Genomic DNA, 23,772 nt, shown 5'->3' on the forward strand with positions numbered 1-23,772 from the left:
AAACGCCCGGTTACATTCCGAACCCGGAAGCTAAGCCTTACAGCGCCGATGGTACTGCAGGGGGGACCCTGTGGGAGAGTAGGACACCGCCGAACTCCTTTTATAGCTCTGGCTCTTGGGCATACCGCCCAAGAGCCAGAGCTTTTTTGCGTTGAGGTAGGGTCAGGGGGCATCGTTGGCACATTTCCCACAGGAGGCCCCCGGGTGGAGGTCCAGGAGACTCGCGTCCAGACGGAACGAGTCCTCACCATCCCCAACATCCTCAGCATGGCGCGCCTCGTTGGCGTGCCTGTCTTCCTGTGGCTGATTCTCAGGCCCGAGTTCGGAGGCCCCCAAAGTGACGGCTGGGCGCTTCTGGTGCTCGCCTTCAGCGGGGTCAGCGACTACCTGGACGGCAAGCTCGCGCGGCGTTGGAACCAGATCAGCAGCCTGGGCCGGCTCTTGGATCCCGCGGCAGACCGGCTCTACATTCTCTCGACTTTGGTCGGGCTCACCTGGCGCGAGATTCTGCCAATCTGGTTGACCGCTGCACTTCTGGCGCGTGAGCTGGTCCTGCTGGTGATGGTGGGTATCCTCAGGCGCCATGGCTATCCGCCTCCGCAGGTGAACTTCCTTGGCAAGGCCGCCACGTTCAACCTGATGTACGCCTTCCCGCTCCTGCTGCTCAGTGACGGAAGTGGTTGGCTCCCGTCACTCGCTGCTATTTTCGGATGGGCGTTCGCCGGATGGGGTACAACGCTGTACTGGTGGGCAGGAGTCCTCTACGTGGTACAAGTCCGCCGCCTCGTCCGTGCGGACACCATGGCCGATTGAACTCGTCGATAGGCGCGGCCGACAGCGGCTCGATGGCCCGTGGCGAGAAAGTGCGGGACAATCAGTGCGGGTGAAGTCGGCTAGACCGTCGTCTCTTAGAGGAGGACGCTTCCGACATGAAGGCCGTCGTGATGGCCGGAGGCGAAGGCACACGCCTTCGCCCCATGACCTCAAGCATGCCCAAGCCGCTCCTGCCGGTGGTGAACCGGCCGATCATGGAGCACGTGCTACGGCTGCTCAAAAGGCATGGTCTCAACGAGACCGTCGTAACCGTCCAGTTCCTGGCCTCTCTGGTCAAGAACTACTTCGGTGACGGCGAAGAGCTCGGAATGGAGCTCTCGTATGCCAATGAGGAGAAGCCACTCGGTACCGCCGGAAGCGTCAAGAACGCCGAAGAGGCGTTGAAGGACGATGCTTTCCTTGTTATTTCCGGCGATGCCCTGACCGACTTCGACCTCACCGAGCTGATCAATTTTCACAAGGAGAAGGGCGCGCTGGTCACTGTCTGCCTGACGCGCGTACCCAATCCTCTGGAATTCGGCATCACCATCGTCGATGAGGAAGGAAAGGTCGAGCGTTTCCTCGAGAAGCCGACCTGGGGCCAGGTTTTCTCCGACACGGTGAACACCGGTATCTATGTGATGGAGCCCGAAGTCTTCGATTATGTCGAAGCCGACGTGCCCGTCGACTGGTCCGGCGATGTCTTCCCGCAGTTGATGAAGGAAGGCAAGCCGATCTACGGCTTCGTGGCCGAGGGGTACTGGGAGGACGTGGGCACCCACGAGAGCTATGTGAAGGCGCAGGCCGATGTCCTGGAGGGCAAGGTCGACGTCGAGATCGACGGCTTTGAGCTCTCGCCCGGGGTGTGGGTGGCCGAGGGTGCCGAGGTGCATCCGGACGCCGTTCTCCGTGGTCCCCTCTACATCGGGGACTACGCCAAGGTCGAGGCGGGCGCCGAAATTCGCGAACACACCGTCGTGGGCTCCAACGTGGTCGTGAAGAGTGGGGCCTTCCTGCACAAGGCGGTTGTGCACGACAACGTGTATGTCGGGCAGCAGAGCAATCTGCGGGGCTGTGTCGTCGGTAAGAACACAGACGTCATGCGCGCGGCCCGGATCGAGGACGGCGCCGTCATCGGCGACGAGTGCCTCATCGGTGAAGAATCGATCGTGCAGGGCAATGTCAAGGTCTACCCGTTCAAGACCATCGAGGCCGGCGCCTTCGTCAACACCTCGGTCATCTGGGAGTCCAGGGGCCAGGCGCATCTCTTCGGCGCCCGTGGGGTGTCCGGCATCCTGAATGTGGAGATCACGCCCGAACTCGCCGTACGCCTCGCCGGCGCCTATGCGACGACGTTGAAGAAGGGTTCCACCGTCACCACGGCCCGCGACCACTCCCGTGGTGCGCGTGCGCTGAAGCGGGCGGTCATCTCCGCGCTGCAGGCCAGCGCCATCGACGTACGGGACCTGGAGAACGTACCGCTGCCTGTTGCCCGGCAGCAGACCGCGCGGGGCAGTGCGGGCGGGATCATGATCCGGACCACGCCTGGGGTGCCGGACTCCGTCGACATCATGTTCTTCGACGGGCGCGGTGCCGACCTGTCGCAGGGCAGTCAGCGGAAGCTGGACCGGGTGTTCGCGCGGCAGGAGTACCGACGTGCGTTCCCCGGCGAGATCGGGGATCTGCACTTCCCGGCCAGTGTCTTCGACTCGTACACCGGATCGCTGCTGCGGAACGTCGATACGACGGGGATCGCCGAGTCCGGTCTGAAGGTCGTCGTCGATGCGTCGAACGGCAGTGCCGGGCTGGTGCTGCCCAGTCTGCTCGGGAAGCTCGGTGTGGACTCGCTGACCGTCAATCCCGGGCTGGACGAGTCGCGGCCGACGGAGACCGCGGATGTGCGGCGGTCGGGGCTGGTGCGGCTCGGTGAGATCGTGGCGTCGTCGCGGGCCGCGTTCGGTGTGCGTTTCGACCCGGTGGGTGAGCGGCTGTCATTGGTCGACGAGAAGGGGCGGATCGTCGAGGACGATCGGGCACTGCTCGTCATGCTGGATCTCGTGGCGGCGGAGCGTCGTAGTGGACGCGTGGCGTTGCCGGTGACCACCACGAGGATCGCCGAGCAGGTGGCGGCCTACCACGGCACGCAGGTGGAGTGGACGACCACGTCGCCCGACGACCTGACACGGGTCGGGCGGGACGACTCGACCATTTTCGGCGGTGACGGCAAGGGTGCCTTCATCGTGCCGGAGTTCAGCAGTGTGTTTGACGGTACGGCGGCGTTCGTACGGCTCATCGGGCTGGTGGCGCGGACGCAGTTGACCCTCAGCCAGATCGATGCGCGGATTCCGCGGGCGCACGTGCTCAAGCGGGATCTGGCGACTCCGTGGGCGGTCAAGGGTCTGGTGATGCGGCGGGTCGTGGAGGCCGCCGGGGATCGCTTTGTCGACACGACTGATGGTGTGCGGGTCGTGGAGACCGACGGGCGATGGGTGATGGTGTTGCCCGACCCCGCCGAAGCCGTCACCCATTTGTGGGCTGAAGGGCCGGACGACGCGTCCGCGCAGGCGCTGCTCGACGAGTGGGCGGCGGTCGTGGACAGCGCCGGCCGCTGAAAGACGCAGCACGCGTGCGTGCCGGACAGGTGTCCCCAAGGGGGCCTGTCCGGCACGTCGGTGGGGCCATTCGGAGGTAGTGGTCGCGACGTGCGACGATGTGCGGCATGCCGCAGCAGCCCCCCGTTCGGAGCGCCCCTACGCGCCCCTCACGCCCGGACGCGTCCATGTCGCTGCTCACCAACGTCATGGACCACAGCCTCGATGACGGGTACGCCGAGGCGGCCGCGCGGAAGAAGGCCGCGGGCGACAGTGGTATGCCGAAGACGCTCCGGGCGAAGCTCGGGCTGGCCGGCGGGCTGGTACTCGCCGCGCTTGTCGTGACCGTCGGGGCGGCGCAGGCGCGGGTGGCGGCGCCCGTCGTGGCCAAGGAGCGCGAGGAGCTCATCGACCGCATCGACCGTGAGACGGACGCGGCGGACAAGCTCGAGGACAGCGTCGACGAGTTGCGCGACGACGTGAGCGCGCGCCAGCGCGAGGCGCTCAGGGAAAGCGGCGGCAGCGGCCAGGCGGACCTGGTGGGCATTCTGTCGGGGGCCACCGCGGTGCACGGCCCCGGAGTGAAACTGGTCGTGAACGACGCCAAGGAAGCCACCACCGGCGGCGACGGCGACCCGCGCGAGACCTCCGGGTTCTCCGACACCGGACGGGTGCGGGACCGGGACATGCAGCGCGTGGTCAACGGACTGTGGGAGTCGGGCGCCGAGGCCGTCTCCATCAACGGGCAGCGGCTGACGGCGCTGTCGGCGATCAGGGCCGCGGGTGACGCGATACTGGTCGACAACAGGCCGCTGGTACCGCCGTACACGGTGCTCGCGGTGGGGGACGGGCAGCGGCTGAGCACCAAGTTCCAGAACAGCGCCGACGGGCTGTATCTGCACGCCCTGCAGGAGAACTACGGCATCCGGACGAGCATCTCCACGGAGGGCGACCTCCGGCTGCCCGCGGCGCCGAGTGTGATCGTACGTACAGCACAGCCGAACATCGAGAAAAGCGAGAAGGGCACATCGTGATCGCCGTACTGGGCCTCGTCGTGGGAGTCGTGGCCGGCCTGTTGGTCCGGCCCGAGGTTCCGGCGGTCGTCGAGCCTTATCTGCCGATCGCCGTCGTGGCGGCGCTCGATGCCGTCTTCGGCGGACTGCGGGCCATGCTCGACGGCATCTTCGACGACAAGGTCTTCGTGGTGTCGTTCCTGTCCAACGTGGTCGTTGCCGCGCTGATCGTGTTCCTGGGTGACAAGTTGGGCGTGGGAGCCCAGCTGTCCACGGGTGTCGTGGTCGTTCTCGGTATCCGCATCTTCTCCAACGCCGCGGCCATCCGCCGACACGTGTTCCGGGCGTGAGGCCGATGAGCAACCAGGACGAGACGTCGGAGAACAGGCTGCGCAAGGAGCTGCCCGAGGAGGTGCCCTCGGCGGACACCGAGGCCGCCGAACCGGCCGAGAAGCAGGAACCCGGGCTCACCGGCCGCCAGCGGCTGGCGCAGGGCCTGTGGCCGCCGCGGCTGACCCGGGCCCAACTCATCGTCGCCGTGCTGCTGTTCGGCCTCGGCTTCGGCCTGGCTGTACAGGTGGCGTCGAACAGCGACGGGGACAGCGCTCTGCGTGGTGCGCGTCAGGAAGATCTTGTTCGCATCCTCGATGAACTGGATGACCGTACTCAGCGTCTTGAAGACGAGAAGGCGGGCCTCGAGAAGCAGCGTGACGAGCTGGAGAACAGTTCGGACCAGGCCGAGGAGGCTCGCAAGCAGACGCTGGAGAAGGAGAGGCAGCTCGGGATCCTGGCGGGCACGGTGGCCGCGCAGGGGCCCGGTATCACGATGACCATCGACGACACGAAGGGGACGGTCGAGGCGGACATGCTGCTCGACGCGATCCAGGAGCTGCGTGCGGCCGGTGCCGAGGCGATCCAGGTGAACGGCGTACGGGTGGTCGCGGGCACCTATCTGACCGACTCGGGCAAGAGCGTGAGTGTCGACGGGAACAAGATCAACGCTCCCTATCGTTTCAAGGTCATCGGCAAGCCGCAGGATCTCGAACCGGCGCTCAACATTCCTGGAGGCGTGGTGCAGACTCTTGAGAAGGAGCAGGCCACCGTTACCGTCGAGCGGTCGACCAAGATCGTCGTGGACGCCTTGCGAGCGGCGAAGCAGCCTGACTACGCTCGGTCGTCCTCCCAGTGAACCGCGGGTGCATGGGGGGCGTCCGGCCAGGGCATGAGGTTGCGGGGGGTCGGCGCACCGATTGGGTGGTGCGTGGTGGAAACTGTCAGGTGGATACGGACGTTGTGAGGATGTCCGGGTCGGCCGGTGTATGCAATCAGGGTTCGTCCTGCCCCACGGGCGGGTCTGTTTCGGTCAAGGGGAATCGCCCGTGAAGTTGTTTGCGAAGTTGTTCGGCAAGAGCGCGCGAGAGGGTAGCGACAATGCGAACGCGACCGCTCGTCATCGCGCACAGCCAGACGCGGAGGGCCAGCGCCCGCTGTTCCGGGACCAGCTGGGCGGCGACGTTCCCGGAGGTCAGGGCGCGCCGTCTGTTGACCCTGCGCAGTCCGGCGGCATAGGTTTCGGGCAACCGTCAACCTCGAGTACGGGTGGAGAGTTTTCCATGTCGGCCCTGGTGTGTACGAGGTGCGGTAACCGCAACGCGGAGAACAGCCGCTTCTGCTCCAACTGTGGTGCGCCGCTGAGGGGTACGCCCGAGCGCCCGTCGGAGACGACCTCCACGATCTCCATCTCCGGTCTCGAGGCATACGACGCCGAGGTCACCGGTCAGACGCAGATGCCCATGCTCTCTCCGGAGGCACAGGCGGCCGTGGACGCGCTGCCGCTGGGCTCCGCTCTCCTGGTGGTGCGCCGCGGGCCGAACTCGGGCAGCCGCTTCCTGCTGGACGGCGAGCTGACCACGGCCGGACGTCATCCGCAGAGCGACATCTTCCTGGACGACGTGACGGTGTCTCGCCGGCATGTGGAGTTCCGTCGCCAGCCGGACGGCTCGTTCACCGTCGCCGATGTCGGCAGTCTCAACGGCACGTACGTGAACCGTGAGCGGATCGACTCGGTGCCGCTGCACAACGGCGACGAGGTGCAGATCGGCAAGTACCGGCTGGTCTTCTACGCGAGCCAGCGGGGCTACTGACCCGCCCCCGGGCTTCGTCCGGGGGACACCCCCAGGGAAGGTCCATGCTTCAAACACCGAGCGGCGGTGCCCGGGACGGTGCCGCCGCCGCGGACAGTGGGCTGATGAGCATCGGCACGGTGCTGAACGCGCTGCGTGACGAGTTCCCCGAAGTCACCATCTCCAAGATCCGCTTCCTGGAGTCGGAGGGGCTCATCGAGCCGCAGCGGACCCCCTCGGGGTATCGCAAGTTCAGCCCGGAGGACGTCGAGCGCCTCGGACACGTGCTGAGGATGCAGCGGGATCACTATCTGCCGCTCAAGGTGATCCGCGAGCACCTGGACGCGATGGGGCGGGGCGAGGCCGTCGCACTGCCCGTCGTGGGGCGTCAGCGCGACGGTGAGGCGCTGCCCGACCCCTTCGAGGCACCCACCGCCGTACGGATCGGGCGGGCCGAGCTGCTCGTCGCTGCCGAGATCGGCGAGCGGGAGCTCGAGGAGTGGGAGTCGTACGGGCTGATCGCCGCGCTGCCGGACGGGGCGTACGACGCCGAGACGGTCACCGTGGCGGCGCTCGTCGTCGAGCTGGGGCGGTTCGGGATCGAGCCGAGGCATCTGCGGGTGATGAAGGCCGCAGCCGACCGGGAGGCCGGCCTGGTGGACCAGGTGGTGGCCCCGTTGAGGCGGCACCGCAATCCGCAGACGCGGGCGCACGCGGAAGCCCGTGCGAAGGAACTGGCGGGGCTCACGGTGAAGCTGCATGCGGCGCTGGTGCAGACCGCCCTCGGTGTGCGGCTGCCCTGAGGCCTCGTACGCCGGATCCGTCCCCCGTTTCCTGCCCGACTACCCAAACGTCCCGGGCACGGCCTAGGGTTGCTGTGTGAACGAGCTCGATGTCGTAGGTGTCCGGGTCGAAATGCCCTCCAACCAACCGATCGTGCTCCTGCGTGAAGTGGGAGGCGACCGCTACCTCCCGATCTGGATCGGGCCGGGGGAGGCGACGGCGATCGCTTTCGCCCAGCAGGGCATGGCCCCCGCGCGACCGCTGACCCACGACCTGTTCAAGGACGTGCTGGAAGCCGTCGGTCAGGAGCTCACCGAAGTACGCATCACGGATCTGCGTGAGGGCGTCTTCTACGCGGAGCTGGTCTTCGCCAGCGGAGTCGAGGTGAGTGCCCGACCCTCCGATGCCATAGCGCTGGCGCTGCGTACCGGGACGCCGATCTACGGCAGCGACGGTGTGCTCGACGACGCGGGCATCGCCATCCCGGACGAGCAGGAGGACGAGGTGGAGAAGTTCCGCGAGTTCCTCGACCAGATCTCGCCCGAGGACTTCGGTACCAGCAGCCAGTGAGGCATGGCCGGACTCGCGGTCCAAGACGGGGCGGCCGTGTCCGGTGACCACTGAAATGCTGGCATTTGCCAGCGGCGAGTGAGAGCGTCCTGCGGCCCGTCCCGAGCGCATTCGGCTAGCCTTTCCCCGCGGTGGGGTACGGCAAACCACTCCTAGGGTGATTATCACTCGGCGTGCCGAGTGTGGCGATCGTTGACGCACCCCGGGTGACTGCCTACCGTCGAGAAGGCAGGTCAAGGACGGAGGTCGGCGTGAGAAGCAGCGGCGACGGTACGGCTGGGGGTGCTCCCGGACGCAGTCTGGGGGCGAGCGGCCCGTACCCGCTTCACAGCAGCGCGGCCGATCACGCTCCGCAGCGACCGGCGGTCGTGCCGAGCAGCGGCGGAGGGGCGACGTCCATGGCGTCCGAGGAGATCGGCTACCGCGGTCCGACGGCCTGTGCGGCCGCCGGCATCACTTACCGCCAACTGGACTACTGGGCGCGCACCGGGCTCGTGGAGCCGAGCGTGCGGCCCGCCCACGGGTCGGGGACGCAGCGCCTGTACAGCTTCCGGGACGTCGTCGTCCTGAAGATCGTCAAACGGTTCCTCGACACCGGGGTGTCGCTCCAGAACATCCGCACCGCCGTGCTGCACCTGCGTGAGCGCGGGTTCCGGGACCTGGAGCGGATGACGCTCATGAGCGACGGTGCCACGGTCTACGAGTGCACCTCGCCGGACGAGGTCCACGCGCTGCTCCAGGGCGGTCAGGGGATCTTCGGCATTGCCGTGGGCGTCGTGTGGCGGGATGTCGAGAGCGCGCTGTCGCAGCTGCACGGGGAGCGGATCGACACCGGGGAGACCCTCGTAGGACACAACCCGGCGGACGAGCTGGCGCGGCGGCGCAACCGGGCGGTCTGAGGGCCGCTCCACGCTCGCGGCGGGGCATTGTCAGTGGCGTAGGGCAGCATCGGAGATGTGAGAACCGCGCCCACGATCCTGCATCTCGACATGGATGCCTTCTTCGCCTCGGCGGAGCAGGCGTCCAAGCCGAGCCTGCGAGGGAAGGCCGTCGTGGTGGGCGGGCTCGGGCCGCGTGGGGTGGTGGCCACGGCGTCGTACGAGGCCCGGGTGTTCGGTGTGCACTCCGCGATGCCCATGGCCCAGGCACGGCGGCTCGTGCCGAACGCCGCGTACCTTGTGCCGCGCTTCGGGTTCTACCGGTCGATCAGTGAGCAGGTGATGGGGCTGCTGCGGGCGCTGTCGCCGCTTGTGGAGCCGCTCAGCCTCGACGAGGCGTTCGTGGATCTGGAGGCCGGGGGAGCGGCCTGGGACGAGGAGTCGGCGCGGCTGGCCGGGGTGAAGCTGCGCGCCGACATACGGGCCGGCACGGGGCTCACGGGGTCGGTGGGGCTCGCGGCGTCCAAGATGCTCGCGAAGATCGCCTCCGAGCAGGCCAAGCCGGACGGGCTGGTGCTGATCGAGCCGGGGACCGAGCGGGCGCTGCTGGGGCCCAAGTCGGTGCGGATCCTGCCAGGGGTGGGGCCGGCGACGGGTGACCATCTGCGGCGGGCCGGGATCCACACGGTCGAGGAGATCGCGGAGGCGGGGGAGGACGAGCTCGTACGGCTGCTGGGGAAGGCCCATGGGCACGGGCTGTACGCGATGGCGATGGCGTACGACGAGCGGCCCGTGGTGGCCGAGCGGGAGACCAAGTCCGTGTCGGTCGAGGACACGTATGACGTGGACATCCATGACCGGATGCGGGTCGGGCTGGAGGTGCAGCGGCTGGCGGATCGGTGTGTGCGGAGGTTGCGGGGGGCCGGGCTGTCGGGGCGGACCATTGTGCTGAAGGTGCGGCGGTACGACTTCTCCACGTTGACCCGGTCCGAGACGTTGCGGGGGCCGACCGATGACGTGGCGGTGGTGCGGGAGGCCGCGGCGCGGTTGTTGGACTCCGTGGACACGACGGGTGGGGTGCGGCTGCTGGGGGTCGGGGTGAGCGGGCTTGCCGACTACACGCAGGAGGATCTGTTCGCTCAGGCTGCGGGGGAGCGTGCCGAGCTTGCGGAGGAGGAGCAGCGGGTCGAGGTGGCTGAGGAGTCGCCGGTGGTTCCCGTCGAGCGGCGGTGGGTCTCGGGGCACGATGTGCGGCATGACGAGTTCGGGCATGGGTGGGTGCAGGGGAGTGGGCTGGGGAGGGTGACCGTGAGGTTCGAGACGCCGGATTCCGCGCCGGGGCGGGTGCGGACGTTTTCGGTGGAGGATCCTGCGTTGGCGGTGGCTGAGCCGTTGCCGTTGGTGCCGGTGGTGTGTGGGGTGTCCGGTCTTCGGCCGGATTCGGATTCCCGTCCGCACCACCCGTGACGGTTTCGTTGTCGGGCGCGGGTGGCCCCTGTGGGGGCTGAGCACCGTCGTCGGCGGCCGCAGGTCTGTGTGTCTGCTCCGTCAGGCTTCCGCGTCCTCCGTGCCTGCCAGCTTGCCGAAGTCGTGGTCCGGGAAGGGGGGCGGTGGGGCCACGTCCAGGCCGTAGTGGTGGTAGAGCTGGAGTTCCTGGTCGGGGGACAAGTGGCGGCCTACGCCGAAGTCCGGGGCGTCCTTGATCAGGGCTCGTTCGAAGGGGACTCGGAGGGCGCCCTCGAGGAGTTCGCTGGGTTCCAGGGGGACGAATGCGTCCCTGCTGAAGAGGCCGGTGCGTATGGCCGCCCATTCCGGTACGCCGGTCGCGTCGTCGAGGTAGACCTCGTCGATCGTGCCGATCTTGGTGCCGTTGCGGTCGAAGGCCTTGCGGCCGATCAGGTTCCGAGGATCGATATCGGTCTGCACGGGCCCTCCACTAGGTCGCGACTCGCAACTCATCCGTAAGCACTACGAAAGAGCACATTGGGGGAGGCGGCCACTCGAGGGATCCGCGTCTGCCTCGCTGCTAGGCTGACAAGCGGCTGCTGACCCTGTGCGGGAGAGTCCTCCGGACACTGTTCGGAGGCGCCGAAGGAGCAAATCCTCCCCGGAATCTCTCAGGCACACGTACCGCATGGACGAGGCCACTCTGGAAAGCAGGGCGGGAGTACGGCTTCCGCTCTCACCGACGGTGAAAGCCGGGAGCCCTCGGGCGCCCCGGTGAAGCTCTCAGGTTGAGATGACAGAGGGGGAGGCCGTCCGGGTACCCGTGCCGTGGTGCCCCTCGCAGGTCGTGTCAGACCAGGAGGCCTCCGTAATGACCGCCCACCGCACTCCGCTCACAGAGCTCGAGCAGGGGATCCCCTTCGAGCAGCGCCACATCGGGCCCGACCAGGAGGCGCGGGCCAAGATGCTCGCGCAGGTCGGCTATGGCTCGCTGGACGAGCTCACCGCCGCCGCGGTGCCGGATGTGATCAAGAACGCCGATGACCTCGACCTGCCCGGTGCTCGCACCGAGGCAGAGGTGCTTGCCGAGCTTCGCTCGCTCGCCGATCGGAACCAGGTTCTCGGCTCCATGATCGGACTCGGGTACTACGGGACCTTCACGCCGCCCGTCATCCTGCGCAACGTCATGGAGAACCCTGCCTGGTACACCGCCTACACGCCGTACCAGCCCGAGATCTCCCAGGGACGGCTCGAGGCTCTGCTCAACTTCCAGACCATGGTCGCCGAACTGACCGGACTCCCCACCTCCGGTGCCTCGCTGCTCGACGAGGGCACGGCGGCCGCCGAGGCCATGTCGCTGTCCCGGCGCATGGGCAAGAACAAGAAGGGGCTGTTCCTGGTCGACGCGGACGCGCTTCCGCAGACCATCGCCGTGATCGAGACCCGTGCCGAGCCGGCCGGCGTGGAGGTCGTGGTCGCCGACCTCGGCGACGGCATTCCGGCCGACGTCGCCGGTCGTGAGATCAACGGCGTGCTCGTCCAGTACCCCGGCGCCTCCGGTGTCGTGCGGGACATAAAGCCGCTGATCGAGCAGGCGCACGAGCTCGGAGCGCTGGTCACCGTCGCCGCGGATCTGCTCGCGCTGACGCTGCTGAAGTCGCCCGGTGAGCTCGGGGCCGACATCGCGGTCGGAACCACACAGCGCTTCGGTGTGCCGATGGGCTTCGGCGGGCCGCACGCCGGCTACATGGCGGTGCGCGAGAAGTTCGCGCGCAGCCTGCCCGGGCGGCTCGTGGGTGTGTCCGTGGACGCCGACGGGCACAAGGCGTACCGGCTGGCCCTGCAGACCCGTGAGCAGCACATCCGCCGGGAGAAGGCGACCAGCAACATCTGTACCGCGCAGGTGCTGCTCGCCGTGATGGCCGGGATGTACGCCGTCTACCACGGGCCCGAGGGGCTGAAGGGCATCGCGCGGCGGACCCACCGCTACGCCGGCATCCTCGCCGCGGGGCTCACCGCCGGTGGTGTCGAGGTCGTGCACGGCGCCTACTTCGACACGGTGACCGCCCGGGTGCCGGGCAGGGCCGCCGAGGTCGTCGCCGCCGCGCGCAAGAACGGCGTCAACCTGCATCTCGTGGACGCCGACCGGGTCTCCGCCTCCTGCGACGAGACGACCACGCGGGCCCAGCTGAGCGCCGTATGGTCGGCGTTCGGGGTCGAGGGTGACGTCGAGGCGCTCGACGCCGCCACCGAGGACGCCGTGCCGGCCGGGCTGCTGCGGAGCGACGAGTTCCTCGCGCACCCGGTCTTCCACCAGTACCGCTCCGAGACGGCGATGCTGCGCTACCTGCGCAGGCTCGCCGACCGGGACTACGCGCTCGACCGCGGCATGATCCCGCTGGGCTCCTGCACCATGAAGCTCAACGCGACCACCGAGATGGAGCCGGTCACCTGGCCCGAGTTCGGGCAGCTGCACCCCTTCGCGCCCGCCGAGCAGGCGCAGGGCTATCTCACGCTCATCCGTGAGCTGGAGGAGCGGCTCGCCGAGGTCACCGGATACGACAAGGTGTCGCTGCAGCCCAACGCCGGGTCGCAGGGCGAGCTGGCCGGGCTGCTCGCCGTACGCGGGTACCACCGGGCCAATGGGGACGAGCAGCGGACCGTGTGTCTGATCCCGTCCTCCGCCCATGGGACCAACGCCGCCAGCGCGGTCATGGCCGGGATGAAGGTCGTCGTCGTGAAGACCGCCGAGGACGGCGAGATCGACGTCGAGGATCTGCGGGCGAAGATCGAGCAGTACCGCGACGAGCTGTCGGTGCTGATGATCACGTACCCGTCGACGCACGGTGTGTTCGAGGAGCATGTCGCCGACATCTGTGCGCAGGTGCACGAGGCCGGCGGGCAGGTCTACGTCGACGGTGCCAACCTCAACGCCCTGGTGGGGCTTGCCAAGCCGGGCCACTTCGGCGGGGACGTCTCGCACCTCAACCTGCACAAGACCTTCTGCATCCCGCACGGCGGTGGCGGTCCGGGTGTCGGGCCGGTCGGTGTGCGTGCGCATCTGGCGCCGTATCTGCCCAACCACCCGCTGCAGCCCGCCGCCGGGCCGGAGACGGGTGTCGGGCCGATCTCGGCCGCGCCGTGGGGGTCCGCGGGGATCCTGCCGATCTCGTGGACGTACGTCCGGCTCATGGGCGGTGAAGGGCTCAAGCGCGCCACGCAGGTGGCCGTCCTCGGTGCCAACTACATCGCCAAGCGGCTCGAACCGCACTACCCCGTGCTCTACACCGGCCCTGGAGGGCTGGTCGCGCACGAGTGCATCATCGATCTGCGGCCGCTGACCAAGGCGACCGGAGTGAGCGTCGACGACGTCGCCAAGCGGCTCATCGACTACGGGTTCCACGCGCCGACGATGTCGTTCCCGGTGGCGGGGACGCTGATGATCGAGCCGACCGAGTCCGAGGATCTGATCGAGCTCGACCGGTTCTGCGACGCGATGATCGCGATCCGCGGGGAGATCGAGAAGGTCGGCGCCGGCGAGTGGCCCGCGGAGGACAACCCGCTGCGGAACGCGCCGCACACCGCCCGGGCGCTCGGCGGGGAGTGGGAGCACGCGTACACGCGCGAAGAGGCCGTGTTCCCGGCCGGGGTGTCGGTCGCGGACAAGTACTGGCCGCCGGTGCGCCGGATCGACCAGGCCTTCGGTGACCGGAATCTGGTGTGCTCCTGCCCGCCGCTGGACGCCTACGAGGACTGAGCCGGTTGTTGGGATGGGCCCCGCTTTCGGCGGGGCCCATCTTTTGTGTCCGCCGTGTCCGCCGTGGTCGCTGTGTTCGCCTGGCTCACTCGGTCGCGAGGGAGACCTCGGTCGACTTGATCAGAGCTACGACGGGGGTGCCGGCGGCGAGGGCCAGGTCCTCGGCGGCGTCCTTGGTGATGGCGGCGGTCAGTTCGGTGCCGTCGACGGTCACCTTGACGGCTGCCATGGCGGGGCCCGTGGTGATGCCGGTGACCGTGCCGGGGAGCCGGTTGCGGATCGAGAGGCCCTCGACGGGGCCCGTGGCCAGGGAGATCTCCGTCGACTTCACGAGGGCGCGTACGGCGGAGCCCGCCGTGAGGGCCAGGTCCTCGGCCGCTTCCCTGGTGATCGCGGCGGTGAGGTTCTGGCCGCCGGAGAGCCGGACCTTGACCGTGGCCATCACGTCGCCGGGGGTGACCTCGGTGACGGTGCCGGGGAGTTGGTTGCGGATGCTCAGAGTCATGGCATCAACTTAGAGCTGTGTATGGCTTACGCCGGGTATGCGTGCGTTTGCGTCGCCTTCACCGTGGCCCAGACCTCCGCACCCGGGTGCAGGTCGAGTTCGGCCGCGGCGACCGTGGTGAGGTCCGCGGCGAGGGGGAGTTCGCCGGTGAGGTCGGCGCGGATCTGGTCGCCGTGGGTCTCCAGGCCGGCCACCTCGCAGTGCCAGAGGTTACGGGCGCTGGAACCGGTGGGGCGGTCGCGGTAGAGGGTCACGGCGGACGGCGGGAACGCGACGAAGGCCTCTCCCGTGAGGTCCTCGGTGGTGGTGATGTCGGGGCCGGCCTCCAGGTGGACCGTGTGGCCTTCTGACCGGCCCTTGTAGAGGTTCAGGCCTACGAGCCGGGCGATGTAGTCCGTACGGGGGTGGCGGGCGATGTCGGACGGGGTGCCCTGCTGGACGACCCGGCCGTGCTCGATCACGACCAGGCGGTCGGCCAGGACCATCGCGTCCAGGGGGTCGTGGGTGACCAGGACGGCGACGGCCTCGAAGTCGGCCAGGTGGCGGCGGAGTTGGGAGCGGACCTCCAGGCGGGTGCGGGCGTCCAGGGCGGCGAGGGGTTCGTCGAGGAGGAGCAGGCGCGGGTGCGTGGCCAGGGCGCGGGCCAGGGCGACGCGTTGGGCCTGGCCGCCGGAGAGTCTGCGGGGTTTGGCTGTGGCGTGGTCGATGAGCCCCATGCGGGTCAGCCACTCCGTTGCCTGCTGGCGGGCCTCCGCCTTTGTCGCGCCCTGGCAGCGGGGGCCGAACGCGACGTTGTCCAGGGCTGTGAGGTGCGGGAAGAGGAGGTAGTCCTGGAACACGACGCCGACGGGGCGGGATTCGGGGGGTGTGCGGTCCAGGTCGGTGCCGTCGAGGCAGAGGTGGCCGGCGGTGAGAGGAGTGAGGCCGGCGAGGGCGCGCAGGGCGGTGGTCTTGCCCGCGCCGTTGGGGCCGAGGAGGGCTACCACCTCGCCGGGGGCAGCCGTGAGGGTGATGTCGAGGTGGAAGGCGGGGTGGGCGACGACCAGGTGGGCGTGGAGGCCGTTGGTCGGGCGCGGGGGTGTTGTGGGCATCCGGCCTTCGACCGGATCTGTTTTCTCACCCGCACCACCCGTGCCGCTTTCGTTGTCGGGTGCGGGTGGCCCCTGTGAGGGCTGAGCGCCATCGGCGGCGGGACGAGTGTTGGTCATGACGCCGTCATCCAGCGGTCCCGCAAGCCCGCCAGTACCGCGATCGACACCGCCAGGAGCACCAGGCTCAGGGCGATCGCCGCTGCCGGGTCGCTCTGGAGGGCCAGGTAGACCGCGAGGGGCATGGTCTGGGTGCGGCCGGGGAAGTTGCCGGCGAAGGTGATCGTGGCGCCGAACTCGCCCAGGGCTCGGGCCCAGGCGAGGACGGCGCCGGCGGCGATACCCGGGGCGATCAGGGGGAGGGTCACGCGGCGGAAGGCCGTGAAGCGGGAGGCGCCCAGGGTGGTGGCCGCCTCCTCGTAGCGGGGGTCGGCCGCGCGCAGGGTGCCCTCCACGCTGATGACCAGGAACGGCATCGCCACGAAGGTCTCCGCGACGATGACGCCTGCCGTGGTGAAGGGGAGCGTGACGCCGAACCAGGAGTCCAGCCAGCGGCCCACGATGCCGTTGCGGCCCAGGGCCATCAGGAGGGCCACGCCGCCCACCACCGGAGGGAGGACCAGGGGAAGGGTCACCAGGGCGCGGACCAGGCCGCGGCCGGGGAACTCGGTGCGGGCCAGGAGCCAGGCCAGGGGGACGCCGATCAGGAGACTGAGGGCGGTCGCGGCCGTGGCGCACACCAGGGACAGACGTAGCGCCTGCCATACCTCGGCGCTGGTCAGCTGTTCCGGGAGGGTGCTCCAGGGGGCCCGGACCAACAGGGCGACCAGGGGGAGGATCAGGAACGCCAGGCCCAGCAGGGCCGGGAGGAGCAGGGGAAGCGGTACGCCCTTGAACGGCTGCCGGGCGCGGCGGCGCCGCGGACCGCCCTTGAGGGTGTCCGCGACGACGGTCCTGTCCAGGGATGTCATGGCTTGAGGAACCCGGCCGCGGTCAGGACCTTCTGGCCCTCGGCGGACTGGACCAGCTCGATGAACGCCCTCGCCGCGGCGGAGTTGGGGGCGTCCTTGAGCAGGGCGATCGGGTAGTCGTTGATGGCGTCGGCCGACTCGGGGAAGTCCACGCCCTCCACCTTGCCACCCGCGGCCTTCACATCGGTCTTGTAGACCACAGCGGCGTCGGCCTCCTTGAGCTCCACCTTCGTCAGAGCGCTCTTGACGTCCTGCTCGTAGGAGACCGGAGTGAGCTTGAGGCCGCCGGCGTCGAGGGCCTTCTGGGCGGCGGCGCCACAGGGGACCTCCTCGTCGCACAGCACCACCTTGAGGCCGGACTTGGTGAGGTCCTTGAGGGAGGAGATCTTGTCCGGGTTGCCCGGCAGGGTGGCGATCTCCAGCTGGTTGCGGACGAAGGTGGCGGGCGCCCCCGTGGCGTCACCCGCGTCCGTGACGATCTTCATCGTCTTGGGGCTGGCCGCGGCGAACACGTCGGCGCCGGCGCCGCTCGTGATGCTGGCGGCCAGGGTGTCGCTGCCGCCGAAGTTGAAGGTGACCTTGGTGCCGGGATGCGCCTTCTCGAACTCCTTGCCCAGGGTCGTGAAGCTCTCCTTCAGGGAGGCCGCGGCGAAGACGTTCACCGTGCCGGACAGCTTCGCCGACGTGGAGGCCGAGGTGTCGGAGCCCGCGGAGTCGGAGTCGGAGGAGGAGCACGCGGTCAGGGCCAGCAACGCGGCGGCTCCGGCACCGGCCAGTCGCAGGGTCCGGCGGGTACGACGGGTCCGGCGAGCGGAACGGGTCATCACGGTCTACTCCTTCACGTTCTTCGGGCATGGGCCGCTGGGGCCCGGCAGCGGCCTGTCGAAGACCCTGCGGCGATGATACTGCCGCATATGCAAGGCATTAGTCTCCTGTTGCATCGCATGATCCGGCCCCATGGCGGGATGGGGTGCGCATGTGCGTTTGTACGGGACTGCCGTGCGGGTACGGTCCTGCTGGGGGGCGGTGTCTCGTTGCGCGACCAGTGCTCTCCGACGCCGAGCCCGGGTTCGACCCAGGGCGTCGCAAGGACCGGTCGCGCTTCCTCATCGGGGTGACCGGCGTACGGGCATCGCGCGCTGTCGTCCTGGGTCGTGATCGACCCGGACTGCGCCCACGCGCCCGTGCTGCTGGCGGTGAGCATCGACGAGGCTCCGCTCGACCGGGCCGGAGCTCAGCTCGTGCTGCCGCAGGACCGGTGAGGGCGCGCTGTGTCAGCGGGGGTCACCGGGATGCGGGTGGACGGTGGGTACGGGGGCTGGGCCTGACGGGACCGGGGCTTGACCGGCCCGGGTCTGAGCGGCTCGGGTCCGAGGGCCCCGGGGGTCTCTCAGGTGCGGTCGATGTGTACGTTTGTCGACTTCACGCGGGCCGTGGCCTCCATGCCGACCTCCAGGCCCAGTTCCTCGACGGCCTCGCGGGTCAGCAGGGAGACCAGGCGGTGCGGGCCGGCCTGGATCTCGACCTGGGCGGCGACGTCGCCGAGCTTGATCGCGGTGACGATGCCGGGGAAGGCGTTGCGGACCGAGGTGTACGACGGCGCCTCGTCGCCGGTGTCGCCCCTGGCCAGCTCGACGGAGAACGCGGCCAGGTCCTGGCCGTCGATGAGCCGGCGCCCGCCCTCGTCGCGGTGGGTCGCCATCCGGCCCGCGTCCGCCCAGCGGCGCGCGGTGTCGGGGCTCACGCCCAGGAGTCGGGCCGCCTGGCCGATCGTGTACGACTGCATGCGGATCACGATAGGGGCATCAACGGGGAACGGGGGGTGCGGGGTTGAGCGTTGGGTGTAACGCGATATAGCTTTAGTTCGGTACCTGGGATCGGAGTGAGGGCATGTCGGGTGAGTTGGCGCGGGGTGGCGGGGACGCACCGGTCGAGCTGAGGGCCTCGCATGCGGACCGGGACCGGGTCGTGGACATACTGCGTATCGCGGCGGGGGACGGCCGGCTGACCGCTGAGGAACTCGACGAGCGCCTGGAGGCGGCCCTGTCCGCCCGCACCCTGGGGGAGCTGGCCGGGCTGACGGCGGACCTTCCGGCGGACGCGGCCGGCGAGGTCAAGAACGTCGTCCGGATCGAGCAGCAGGGCGGGTCGGCGGTGCGCGGCGACGGGTGGGCGGTACCCCGGCGGCTGGAGGTCGAGTCCTCCTGGGGTGACGTGACGCTCGACTTCACCGACGCGGTGATCACGTACGACACGCTCTACGTCGACCTCGACATGCGGGGTGGGACGCTGCGGCTGGTGACGCGGCCCGGCGTCGTGGTGGAGACCGACTCGCTGGTCGTCGAGTACTCCCAGGTGAGAACGCGTCCTGCCGGTGACTCAGGCACACCTGTCGTGCTGCGGGTGGAGGTCGGCGGGCGGCTGAGGTACGGCAAGGTCGTGGCCCGGGGGCGGCGGGGGTTCCTCAGGAGATCCCGGACGCCCTGAGTACCGACAGGGCGGTCTCGTCCTCGATCTCCTGGCCGAGGTGGCGTAGAGCGTCCGTGCTCTGGCGCAGGGTGCCGTGTTCGAGCGAGTGGCGTACGCCTGTGTCCAGTTCGTGCCAGAGGAAGGGATTGGTGATCAGGACGCGGGGGTCGCATTCCAGGCGGTTGCCGTGGGTGTCGCGGAGGATCAGGTGCGCGGAGATCTGGCCGTAGAGCTGTACTGATACCAGGGCGTCCGTGTGGACCCGGTGGTGGCCTGTGAGGCCCTGTACTTCCAGCCAGCCCGGTCCCGCGGTGATGCGTTGGGGGAAGAGGACCGCGAAGACCGTGGCGGACAGGGTGAGCCAGAGCAGGGCGCGGGTGAGGTTCAGGGTGCCCATGTCCCAGTCGACGAACAGGGTCAGGGCGCCGAAGGTGAGGGCGAGGCCTGTCGCCAGCCGGACGGCGCCGCGCCAGTGGCGGTCGTCGGCCGGGGGCGGGGGGTTGCTCCGTCCGCTCGGTCGCATGAGTCGACGGTAGGGCGAGACGGGGGTGGGTGTGCTGCCACTGACGGCGCTCTGACGTCGTTCCGTTGAAGATTGACGCGATTTCTATGGCGGTGTGTTTGCGGGCGCGGGTGAGCCCTGTGGGGGCTTGGCGCCGTCGGCGGGTCGGATGCGCGTGCGGCCTGTTCGTCCGTCAGCCCGTGTGCACCCGTGGGCGGCGGGCTCTGTCCGGCTCTGCCTCGCGGAGGACCTCTCGGGTGACCGGGGCCACCTCGCCCTGGCCGAAGAGGAAGAAGCGGAGGAAGTTGGCGAAGGGGCTGCCCTCGGTCCACTCGAAGTAGATGTGCGGGGTGCAGCCCGTGGTGTCGCGTACGTGGAGCAGCAGCGCGGCCAGGGCGTTGGGGATGGAGGAGGATTCCAGGGTCAGGATGCGGTAGCGGTTGTGGAGGACCTCACCGCGCACCGTCAGGCCCGCCTCGAATTCGGAGGGGTCCAGGACCGTGACCTCCACGAAGACGAAGTCCTCCTGGCCGGGGATGTCGTTGTCCTCGCGGATCTGCTCGATCTTGTCGCGGTACTCGGCTTTGTCGCGCTGGTCGGGCTCGTTGGCGATGAAGCGGATCTTGCGGCTGGCGATGTCCCTGATGAAACGTTCCGCCATGGGGTCGAGCGTCACGCTCGTCACGCGGAGCTCGAAGGCTCGGGCCAGGCGGGAGAGCAGGGAGACCAGGATGATGCCGGCGATGAAGCAGGCGCCGATCTTCACGCCGTCCGGGCGCTCGATGACGTTGACGACCGTTGTGTAGAGGAACACCGCCGAGATGACGGCGAAGCCGATGGTCCAGTTGCGCTGGCCGGCCTTGCGGGCGGCGATGGTCACCGCGATCGCGGCGGAGCTGATCAGGACCAGTACGCCGGTGGCGTACGCGCCGCCCTGGGCGTCCACGTCGGCGTCGAAGATCCAGGTGACCAGGAACGCGATCAGGGTGAAGACGATGACCATCGGGCGGACGGCTCTGGCCCAGTGCGGGGCCATGCCGTAGCGGGGCAGGTAACGCGGCATCAGGTTCAGCAGGCCGGCCATCGCGGAGGCGCCGGCGAACCACAGGATGGCGATCGTCGAGACGTCGTAGACCGTGCCGAAGGCGCCGCCCAGGTACTCGTGGGCGAGGAAGGCGAGGGCGCGGCCGTTGGCCTGGCCGCCGGACTCGAACTCCTTCTCCGGGATCAGGAGGGTGGTGATGAAGCTGGTGGCGATCAGGAAGCAGCTCATGATCACGGCGGCGGTGGTGAGCAGCTTCTTCGTGTCGCGGATCCGGCCGGCGGGGTTCTGATCGGTATCGCCGGGCTCACCCTTGACGTGCGGCATGACGGCGACGCCGGTCTCGAAGCCGGAGAGGCCGAGGGCGAGCTTGGGGAAGACGATCAGGGCCACGCCGATCATCACGAAGATGTTGCCGTGCTCGTTGGTCAGGGCGGTCGACCAGTCGGTGACCACGTGGTCGGCGGTGATGACGTGCCAGAAGCCGACGATCACGACGACGACGTTCAGCGCGAGGTAGATGCCCACCAGGACGACCGCGACGCCGATCGCCTCCAGGAAGCCCTTGAGGAACACCGCGCCGAGCAGGGCGACCAGGATGAGGGTGATCAGGAGCTGCTTGTCGTGCAGGGCGCTGTTCAGGTGCGGGTTCTCGACGAGGTGGGTCGAGGCGTCGGCGGCCGACAGGGTGATGGTGATCAGAAAGTCGGTGGCGGCGAAGCCGAGCAGGGTCAGGACGAAGAGTTTGCCCTTCCAGAAGGTGAGCAGGCGCTCCAGCATCGCGATCGAGCCCTGGCCGTGGGGACTCTCCTCGGCCACGCGGCGGTACACGGGCAGTGCGCCCGCCAGGGTCACGATCACCAGGACGATGGTCGCGATCGGGGAGAGCAGACCGGCCGCGAGCGCCGCGATGCCGGGCTGGTAGCCGAGGGTCGAGAAGTAGTCGACGCCCGTGAGACACATGACCCGCCACCACGGCCGGCCCTCCGGCTCCGGCTTGGACTCGGCCGGCTGGGCCGGCCGGCCGTGGTCGCCCTTGCCCATGTCGGACAGGCCTTCCAGCATCCATGCGCGCAGCCGACTGGGTGGCGCGTGTTCGGTGGTGGCCATCGGGGCTCCTGTGTGCGGCTCAGCGTGTGGTTCCGGCCATCACCGGGACGGCCGCATCAGCGTAAGCGGAGAGTGACGTCAGGGCCCACGGATGAGGGGGCTGAGGGCGTCAAGCTTCCGTTAAGACTGGCTTTTCGGATGTCCGCGGCACGGCAAGAGAGGAGCGTAGGGGCGGGTTCGGGGTGGATCGCGTCGTGGTGGGGAGCGAGGAGGCGGGGCGGCGGCAGCGGACACCCAGCGTCATGTCGTACGTCTGCGCGCGGAGCGATTCTTGGCGGGACGGCAGCGGCGTCGGCCGCCAACGTCGCGTCGACGTCGGCGACTTCGCAGCGACGGATCCGCGGACAGAATCCTGAGCGACCGCCGTACGTGAAGGAGCAGCCGGTACGTGGGTCTGTGGCCCCGGTGTCTTGTCGCCGGCCCCCTGGCCACCTACAGTGCGACTCCGTAACGTTCGCCAGATCATCCGAAAGTTTCGCCCTCGTGCGACGCTCGAAGGGACTGACGCACATGCGGACGTACGGCAATCCTGTGATCGGCGGGTTCCATCCGGACCCGAGTGTGTGCCGGGTGGGGGAGGACTACTACCTCGTCTGTTCCAGCTTCGAGTACTTCCCGGGGGTGCCGCTCTTCCACAGCCGTGACCTGGTGCATTGGCGGCAGATCGGCAACGTCCTCGACCGGCCCGGGCAGTTGGAGCTGCCCGACGACCTGCCTGCCTCGGCCGGTATCTACGCCCCCACACTGCGTCATCACGACGGCCGCTTCCACCTGATCACCACCAATGTCGGGGCGCGTGGCAACTTCATCGTCACCAGCGAGCGTCCCGAGGGGCCGTGGTCCGATCCCGTATGGCTCGACCTGGCCGGGATCGACCCCGACCTGGCCTGGGACGAGGACGGTTCCTGCTGGGTCGCCGTCGCCGGCTGTGCGGTCGCGCGTATCGACCCGGGCACCGGCAAGGTGCTGGAGGGTCCGCTTCCGGTGTGGTCCGGGTCGGGCATGCAGGATCCTGAGGCGCCGCACCTCTACCGCATCGGTGAGTGGTGGTACCTCCTGGTCGCCGAGGGCGGTACGGCCCATGGGCACAGCGTCTCGATCGCCCGGGCGCGGTCGCCGCGCGGGCCCTATGAACCTGCCCCGGCCAATCCGATCCTGACCCATCGCAGCACCGGTCTGCCCATCCAGTGCACCGGCCACGCGGACCTGGTGGAGGCGGCTGACGGCACCTGGTGGATGGTGCTCCTCGGTACCCGTCCGCGCGGGTACTTCCCGTCCTTCCATGTGCTGGGCCGCGAGACGTTCCTGACTCCGGTGCAGTGGGTCGACGGCTGGCCCAGGGCGGAGCCGGTGCTGGAGCGACACCCGGCGCCGGCGGCCTGGCACGCCGTCGAACCGTCGCCCGCACGGGACGACTTCGACGCCGCCGACCTGGCCCCGCACTGGATCTCCCCACGCCGCAGGCCGGACGGCTCGTGGTCGCTGGGGGAGCGGCCGGGATGGCTGACCCTGCGGGCGACGGGGACCAGCCTGGACCGGCCCGGGCACACCTTCGTAGGGCGCCGCCAGCAGCACCACGACTGTCGGTTCGCGGCCCGGCTGGACCCCGGGGCGGGGCGCGCGGGCCTCTCCGTCCGCCTCGACGAGGCGCATCACTACGACATCGAGGTCGCCGGGGGAGAGGCGGCCGTGTTCGCCCGGATCGGCCCGGTGCGGCAGTGCCTCGTGCGGCGGACGGTGGAGTCGGGGCCGGTCACGCTCACCGTGGAGGTCCGTACGGACTCGCCGGTGTCCCCGACTGGGCAGGAGGAGCCGGGAGTTCGCGCGGGAGGCCCCGACGCGGTGGCGCTCGGCATCGACGGCGTACGGCTCGCCGAGCTCGACGGCCGTTATCTGTCCACGCAGGTCGCCGGTGGCTTCACGGGGCGGGTGGTCGGAATGTACGTCACCGAGGGCAGCGCGGCCTTCGACTGGTTCGAGTATGTGCCCGAGCGGCAGGCGTAGTTCCGGAAAGCGTCGGAAACTCTCGGTCCGGGCCGATCGGTGCCAACCGGCCCGGACATCGGGGAAGTCGGCCGCAGATTCACCGCGTACAAGGGGTTGCCACCGTT

The 23,772-nt window shown here is 69.1% G+C and carries 21 protein-coding genes, 1 rRNA gene, 1 pseudogene and 1 riboswitch; of the genes and pseudogenes, 15 read left to right on the forward strand and 8 right to left on the reverse strand.

Annotation, left to right across the window (positions count from 1 at the left end):
• The 11 genes from rrf to ACWD3I_RS13470 all read left to right on the forward strand — a co-directional run.
• Positions 1–95, forward strand: a 5S ribosomal RNA gene (rrf, locus tag ACWD3I_RS13420); the annotation flags it as partial.
• Positions 96–204: 109 nt separating this feature from the next.
• Positions 205–813: a CDP-alcohol phosphatidyltransferase family protein gene (locus tag ACWD3I_RS13425; protein WP_327715811.1), complete on the forward strand. Its 609-nt coding sequence runs from the start codon at positions 205–207 to the stop codon at positions 811–813.
• 116 nt (positions 814–929) lie between these two features.
• Entirely contained in the window at positions 930–3,425 is a 2,496-nt protein-coding gene (locus ACWD3I_RS13430; RefSeq protein WP_365408553.1) for a mannose-1-phosphate guanyltransferase, read from the forward strand.
• A 167-nt stretch (positions 3,426–3,592) separates the two neighbouring features.
• Positions 3,593–4,438, forward strand: a complete 846-nt coding sequence (locus ACWD3I_RS13435; RefSeq protein ID WP_365408555.1) for a DUF881 domain-containing protein — start codon at positions 3,593–3,595, stop codon at positions 4,436–4,438.
• Positions 4,435–4,767, forward strand: a complete 333-nt coding sequence (locus ACWD3I_RS13440) for a small basic family protein (RefSeq protein ID WP_003988855.1) — start codon at positions 4,435–4,437, stop codon at positions 4,765–4,767. The genes ACWD3I_RS13435 and ACWD3I_RS13440 overlap by 4 nt, the downstream gene beginning before the upstream one ends.
• Before the next feature lie 5 nt (positions 4,768–4,772).
• A complete protein-coding gene (locus ACWD3I_RS13445; RefSeq protein ID WP_365408560.1) occupies positions 4,773–5,606 on the forward strand; it encodes a DUF881 domain-containing protein in 834 nt (277 codons plus the stop codon).
• 61 nt (positions 5,607–5,667) lie between these two features.
• Positions 5,668–6,561 (forward strand): FHA domain-containing protein, encoded by an 894-nt coding sequence (locus tag ACWD3I_RS13450; protein ID WP_095046465.1) that lies wholly within the window; start codon positions 5,668–5,670, stop codon positions 6,559–6,561.
• 44 nt (positions 6,562–6,605) lie between these two features.
• Positions 6,606–7,343, forward strand: coding sequence for a transcriptional regulator FtsR (gene ftsR, locus ACWD3I_RS13455; protein WP_365408563.1), 738 nt, complete (start codon positions 6,606–6,608; stop codon positions 7,341–7,343).
• A gap of 76 nt (positions 7,344–7,419) precedes the next feature.
• Positions 7,420–7,893, forward strand: coding sequence for a bifunctional nuclease family protein (locus ACWD3I_RS13460; RefSeq protein ID WP_004002801.1), 474 nt, complete (start codon positions 7,420–7,422; stop codon positions 7,891–7,893).
• A gap of 251 nt (positions 7,894–8,144) precedes the next feature.
• On the forward strand, positions 8,145–8,792 hold the full coding sequence (locus ACWD3I_RS13465) for a MerR family transcriptional regulator (RefSeq protein WP_095046464.1): 648 nt from the start codon (positions 8,145–8,147) through the stop codon (positions 8,790–8,792).
• A gap of 57 nt (positions 8,793–8,849) precedes the next feature.
• On the forward strand, positions 8,850–10,238 hold the full coding sequence (locus ACWD3I_RS13470; RefSeq protein ID WP_451084087.1) for a DNA polymerase IV: 1,389 nt from the start codon (positions 8,850–8,852) through the stop codon (positions 10,236–10,238).
• 81 nt (positions 10,239–10,319) lie between these two features.
• Here ACWD3I_RS13470 and ACWD3I_RS13475 read toward each other — a convergent pair whose 3' ends face one another.
• Complete coding sequence (locus ACWD3I_RS13475) at positions 10,320–10,697, reverse strand: PRC-barrel domain-containing protein (protein ID WP_365408567.1); 378 nt, start codon at positions 10,695–10,697, stop codon at positions 10,320–10,322.
• Between the two features lie 120 nt (positions 10,698–10,817).
• A riboswitch (glycine riboswitch) is annotated at positions 10,818–10,914 on the forward strand.
• Between the two features lie 174 nt (positions 10,915–11,088).
• On the opposite strand from ACWD3I_RS13475, the gene gcvP reads away from it, so the two are divergent.
• A complete protein-coding gene (gcvP, locus tag ACWD3I_RS13480; protein WP_365408570.1) occupies positions 11,089–13,974 on the forward strand; it encodes an aminomethyl-transferring glycine dehydrogenase in 2,886 nt (961 codons plus the stop codon).
• An 85-nt stretch (positions 13,975–14,059) separates the two neighbouring features.
• Here the strand turns inward: gcvP and ACWD3I_RS13485 are convergent, their stop codons facing one another.
• From ACWD3I_RS13485 to modA, 4 genes are all read right to left on the reverse strand, one after another.
• Positions 14,060–14,479 (reverse strand): TOBE domain-containing protein, encoded by a 420-nt coding sequence (locus ACWD3I_RS13485; protein WP_365408573.1) that lies wholly within the window; start codon positions 14,477–14,479, stop codon positions 14,060–14,062.
• Between the two features lie 26 nt (positions 14,480–14,505).
• Positions 14,506–15,570: an ABC transporter ATP-binding protein gene (locus tag ACWD3I_RS13490; protein WP_365408576.1), complete on the reverse strand. Its 1,065-nt coding sequence runs from the start codon at positions 15,568–15,570 to the stop codon at positions 14,506–14,508.
• 113 nt (positions 15,571–15,683) lie between these two features.
• A complete protein-coding gene (locus ACWD3I_RS13495) occupies positions 15,684–16,538 on the reverse strand; it encodes an ABC transporter permease (RefSeq protein WP_365408579.1) in 855 nt (284 codons plus the stop codon).
• Positions 16,535–17,362 carry a molybdate ABC transporter substrate-binding protein gene (gene modA, locus ACWD3I_RS13500; RefSeq protein ID WP_365408582.1) on the reverse strand — a complete coding sequence of 276 codons (828 nt, stop codon included), beginning with the start codon at positions 17,360–17,362 and terminating at the stop codon, positions 16,535–16,537. Before modA ends, ACWD3I_RS13495 begins: the two co-directional genes overlap by 4 nt.
• Positions 17,363–17,583: 221 nt before the next feature.
• Here modA and ACWD3I_RS13505 point away from each other — a divergent pair.
• Positions 17,584–17,866 (forward strand): annotated as a pseudogene (locus tag ACWD3I_RS13505) (hypothetical protein); the annotation flags it as partial.
• Between the two features lie 62 nt (positions 17,867–17,928).
• Here the strand turns inward: ACWD3I_RS13505 and ACWD3I_RS13510 are convergent.
• Positions 17,929–18,324: a TOBE domain-containing protein gene (locus ACWD3I_RS13510; RefSeq protein WP_365408585.1), complete on the reverse strand. Its 396-nt coding sequence runs from the start codon at positions 18,322–18,324 to the stop codon at positions 17,929–17,931.
• 104 nt (positions 18,325–18,428) lie between these two features.
• On the opposite strand from ACWD3I_RS13510, the gene ACWD3I_RS13515 reads away from it, so the two are divergent.
• Positions 18,429–19,025, forward strand: coding sequence for a DUF1707 SHOCT-like domain-containing protein (locus ACWD3I_RS13515; RefSeq protein WP_365408588.1), 597 nt, complete (start codon positions 18,429–18,431; stop codon positions 19,023–19,025).
• Here ACWD3I_RS13515 and ACWD3I_RS13520 read toward each other — a convergent pair.
• Together ACWD3I_RS13520 and ACWD3I_RS13525 are read right to left on the reverse strand one after the other, a co-directional pair.
• Positions 19,003–19,530, reverse strand: coding sequence for a hypothetical protein (locus tag ACWD3I_RS13520; protein ID WP_365408591.1), 528 nt, complete (start codon positions 19,528–19,530; stop codon positions 19,003–19,005). The two genes, ACWD3I_RS13515 and ACWD3I_RS13520, sit on opposite strands and share 23 nt — an antisense overlap.
• A 172-nt stretch (positions 19,531–19,702) precedes the next feature.
• Positions 19,703–21,661, reverse strand: a complete 1,959-nt coding sequence (locus tag ACWD3I_RS13525) for an APC family permease (protein ID WP_365408594.1) — start codon at positions 21,659–21,661, stop codon at positions 19,703–19,705.
• 510 nt (positions 21,662–22,171) lie between these two features.
• On the opposite strand from ACWD3I_RS13525, the gene ACWD3I_RS13530 reads away from it, so the two are divergent.
• Complete coding sequence (locus ACWD3I_RS13530) at positions 22,172–23,665, forward strand: glycoside hydrolase family 43 protein (protein WP_365408639.1); 1,494 nt, start codon at positions 22,172–22,174, stop codon at positions 23,663–23,665.
• Positions 23,666–23,772: the final 107 nt, after the last annotated feature.

It is taken from the genome of Streptomyces sp. NPDC002817, assembly GCF_053592055.1.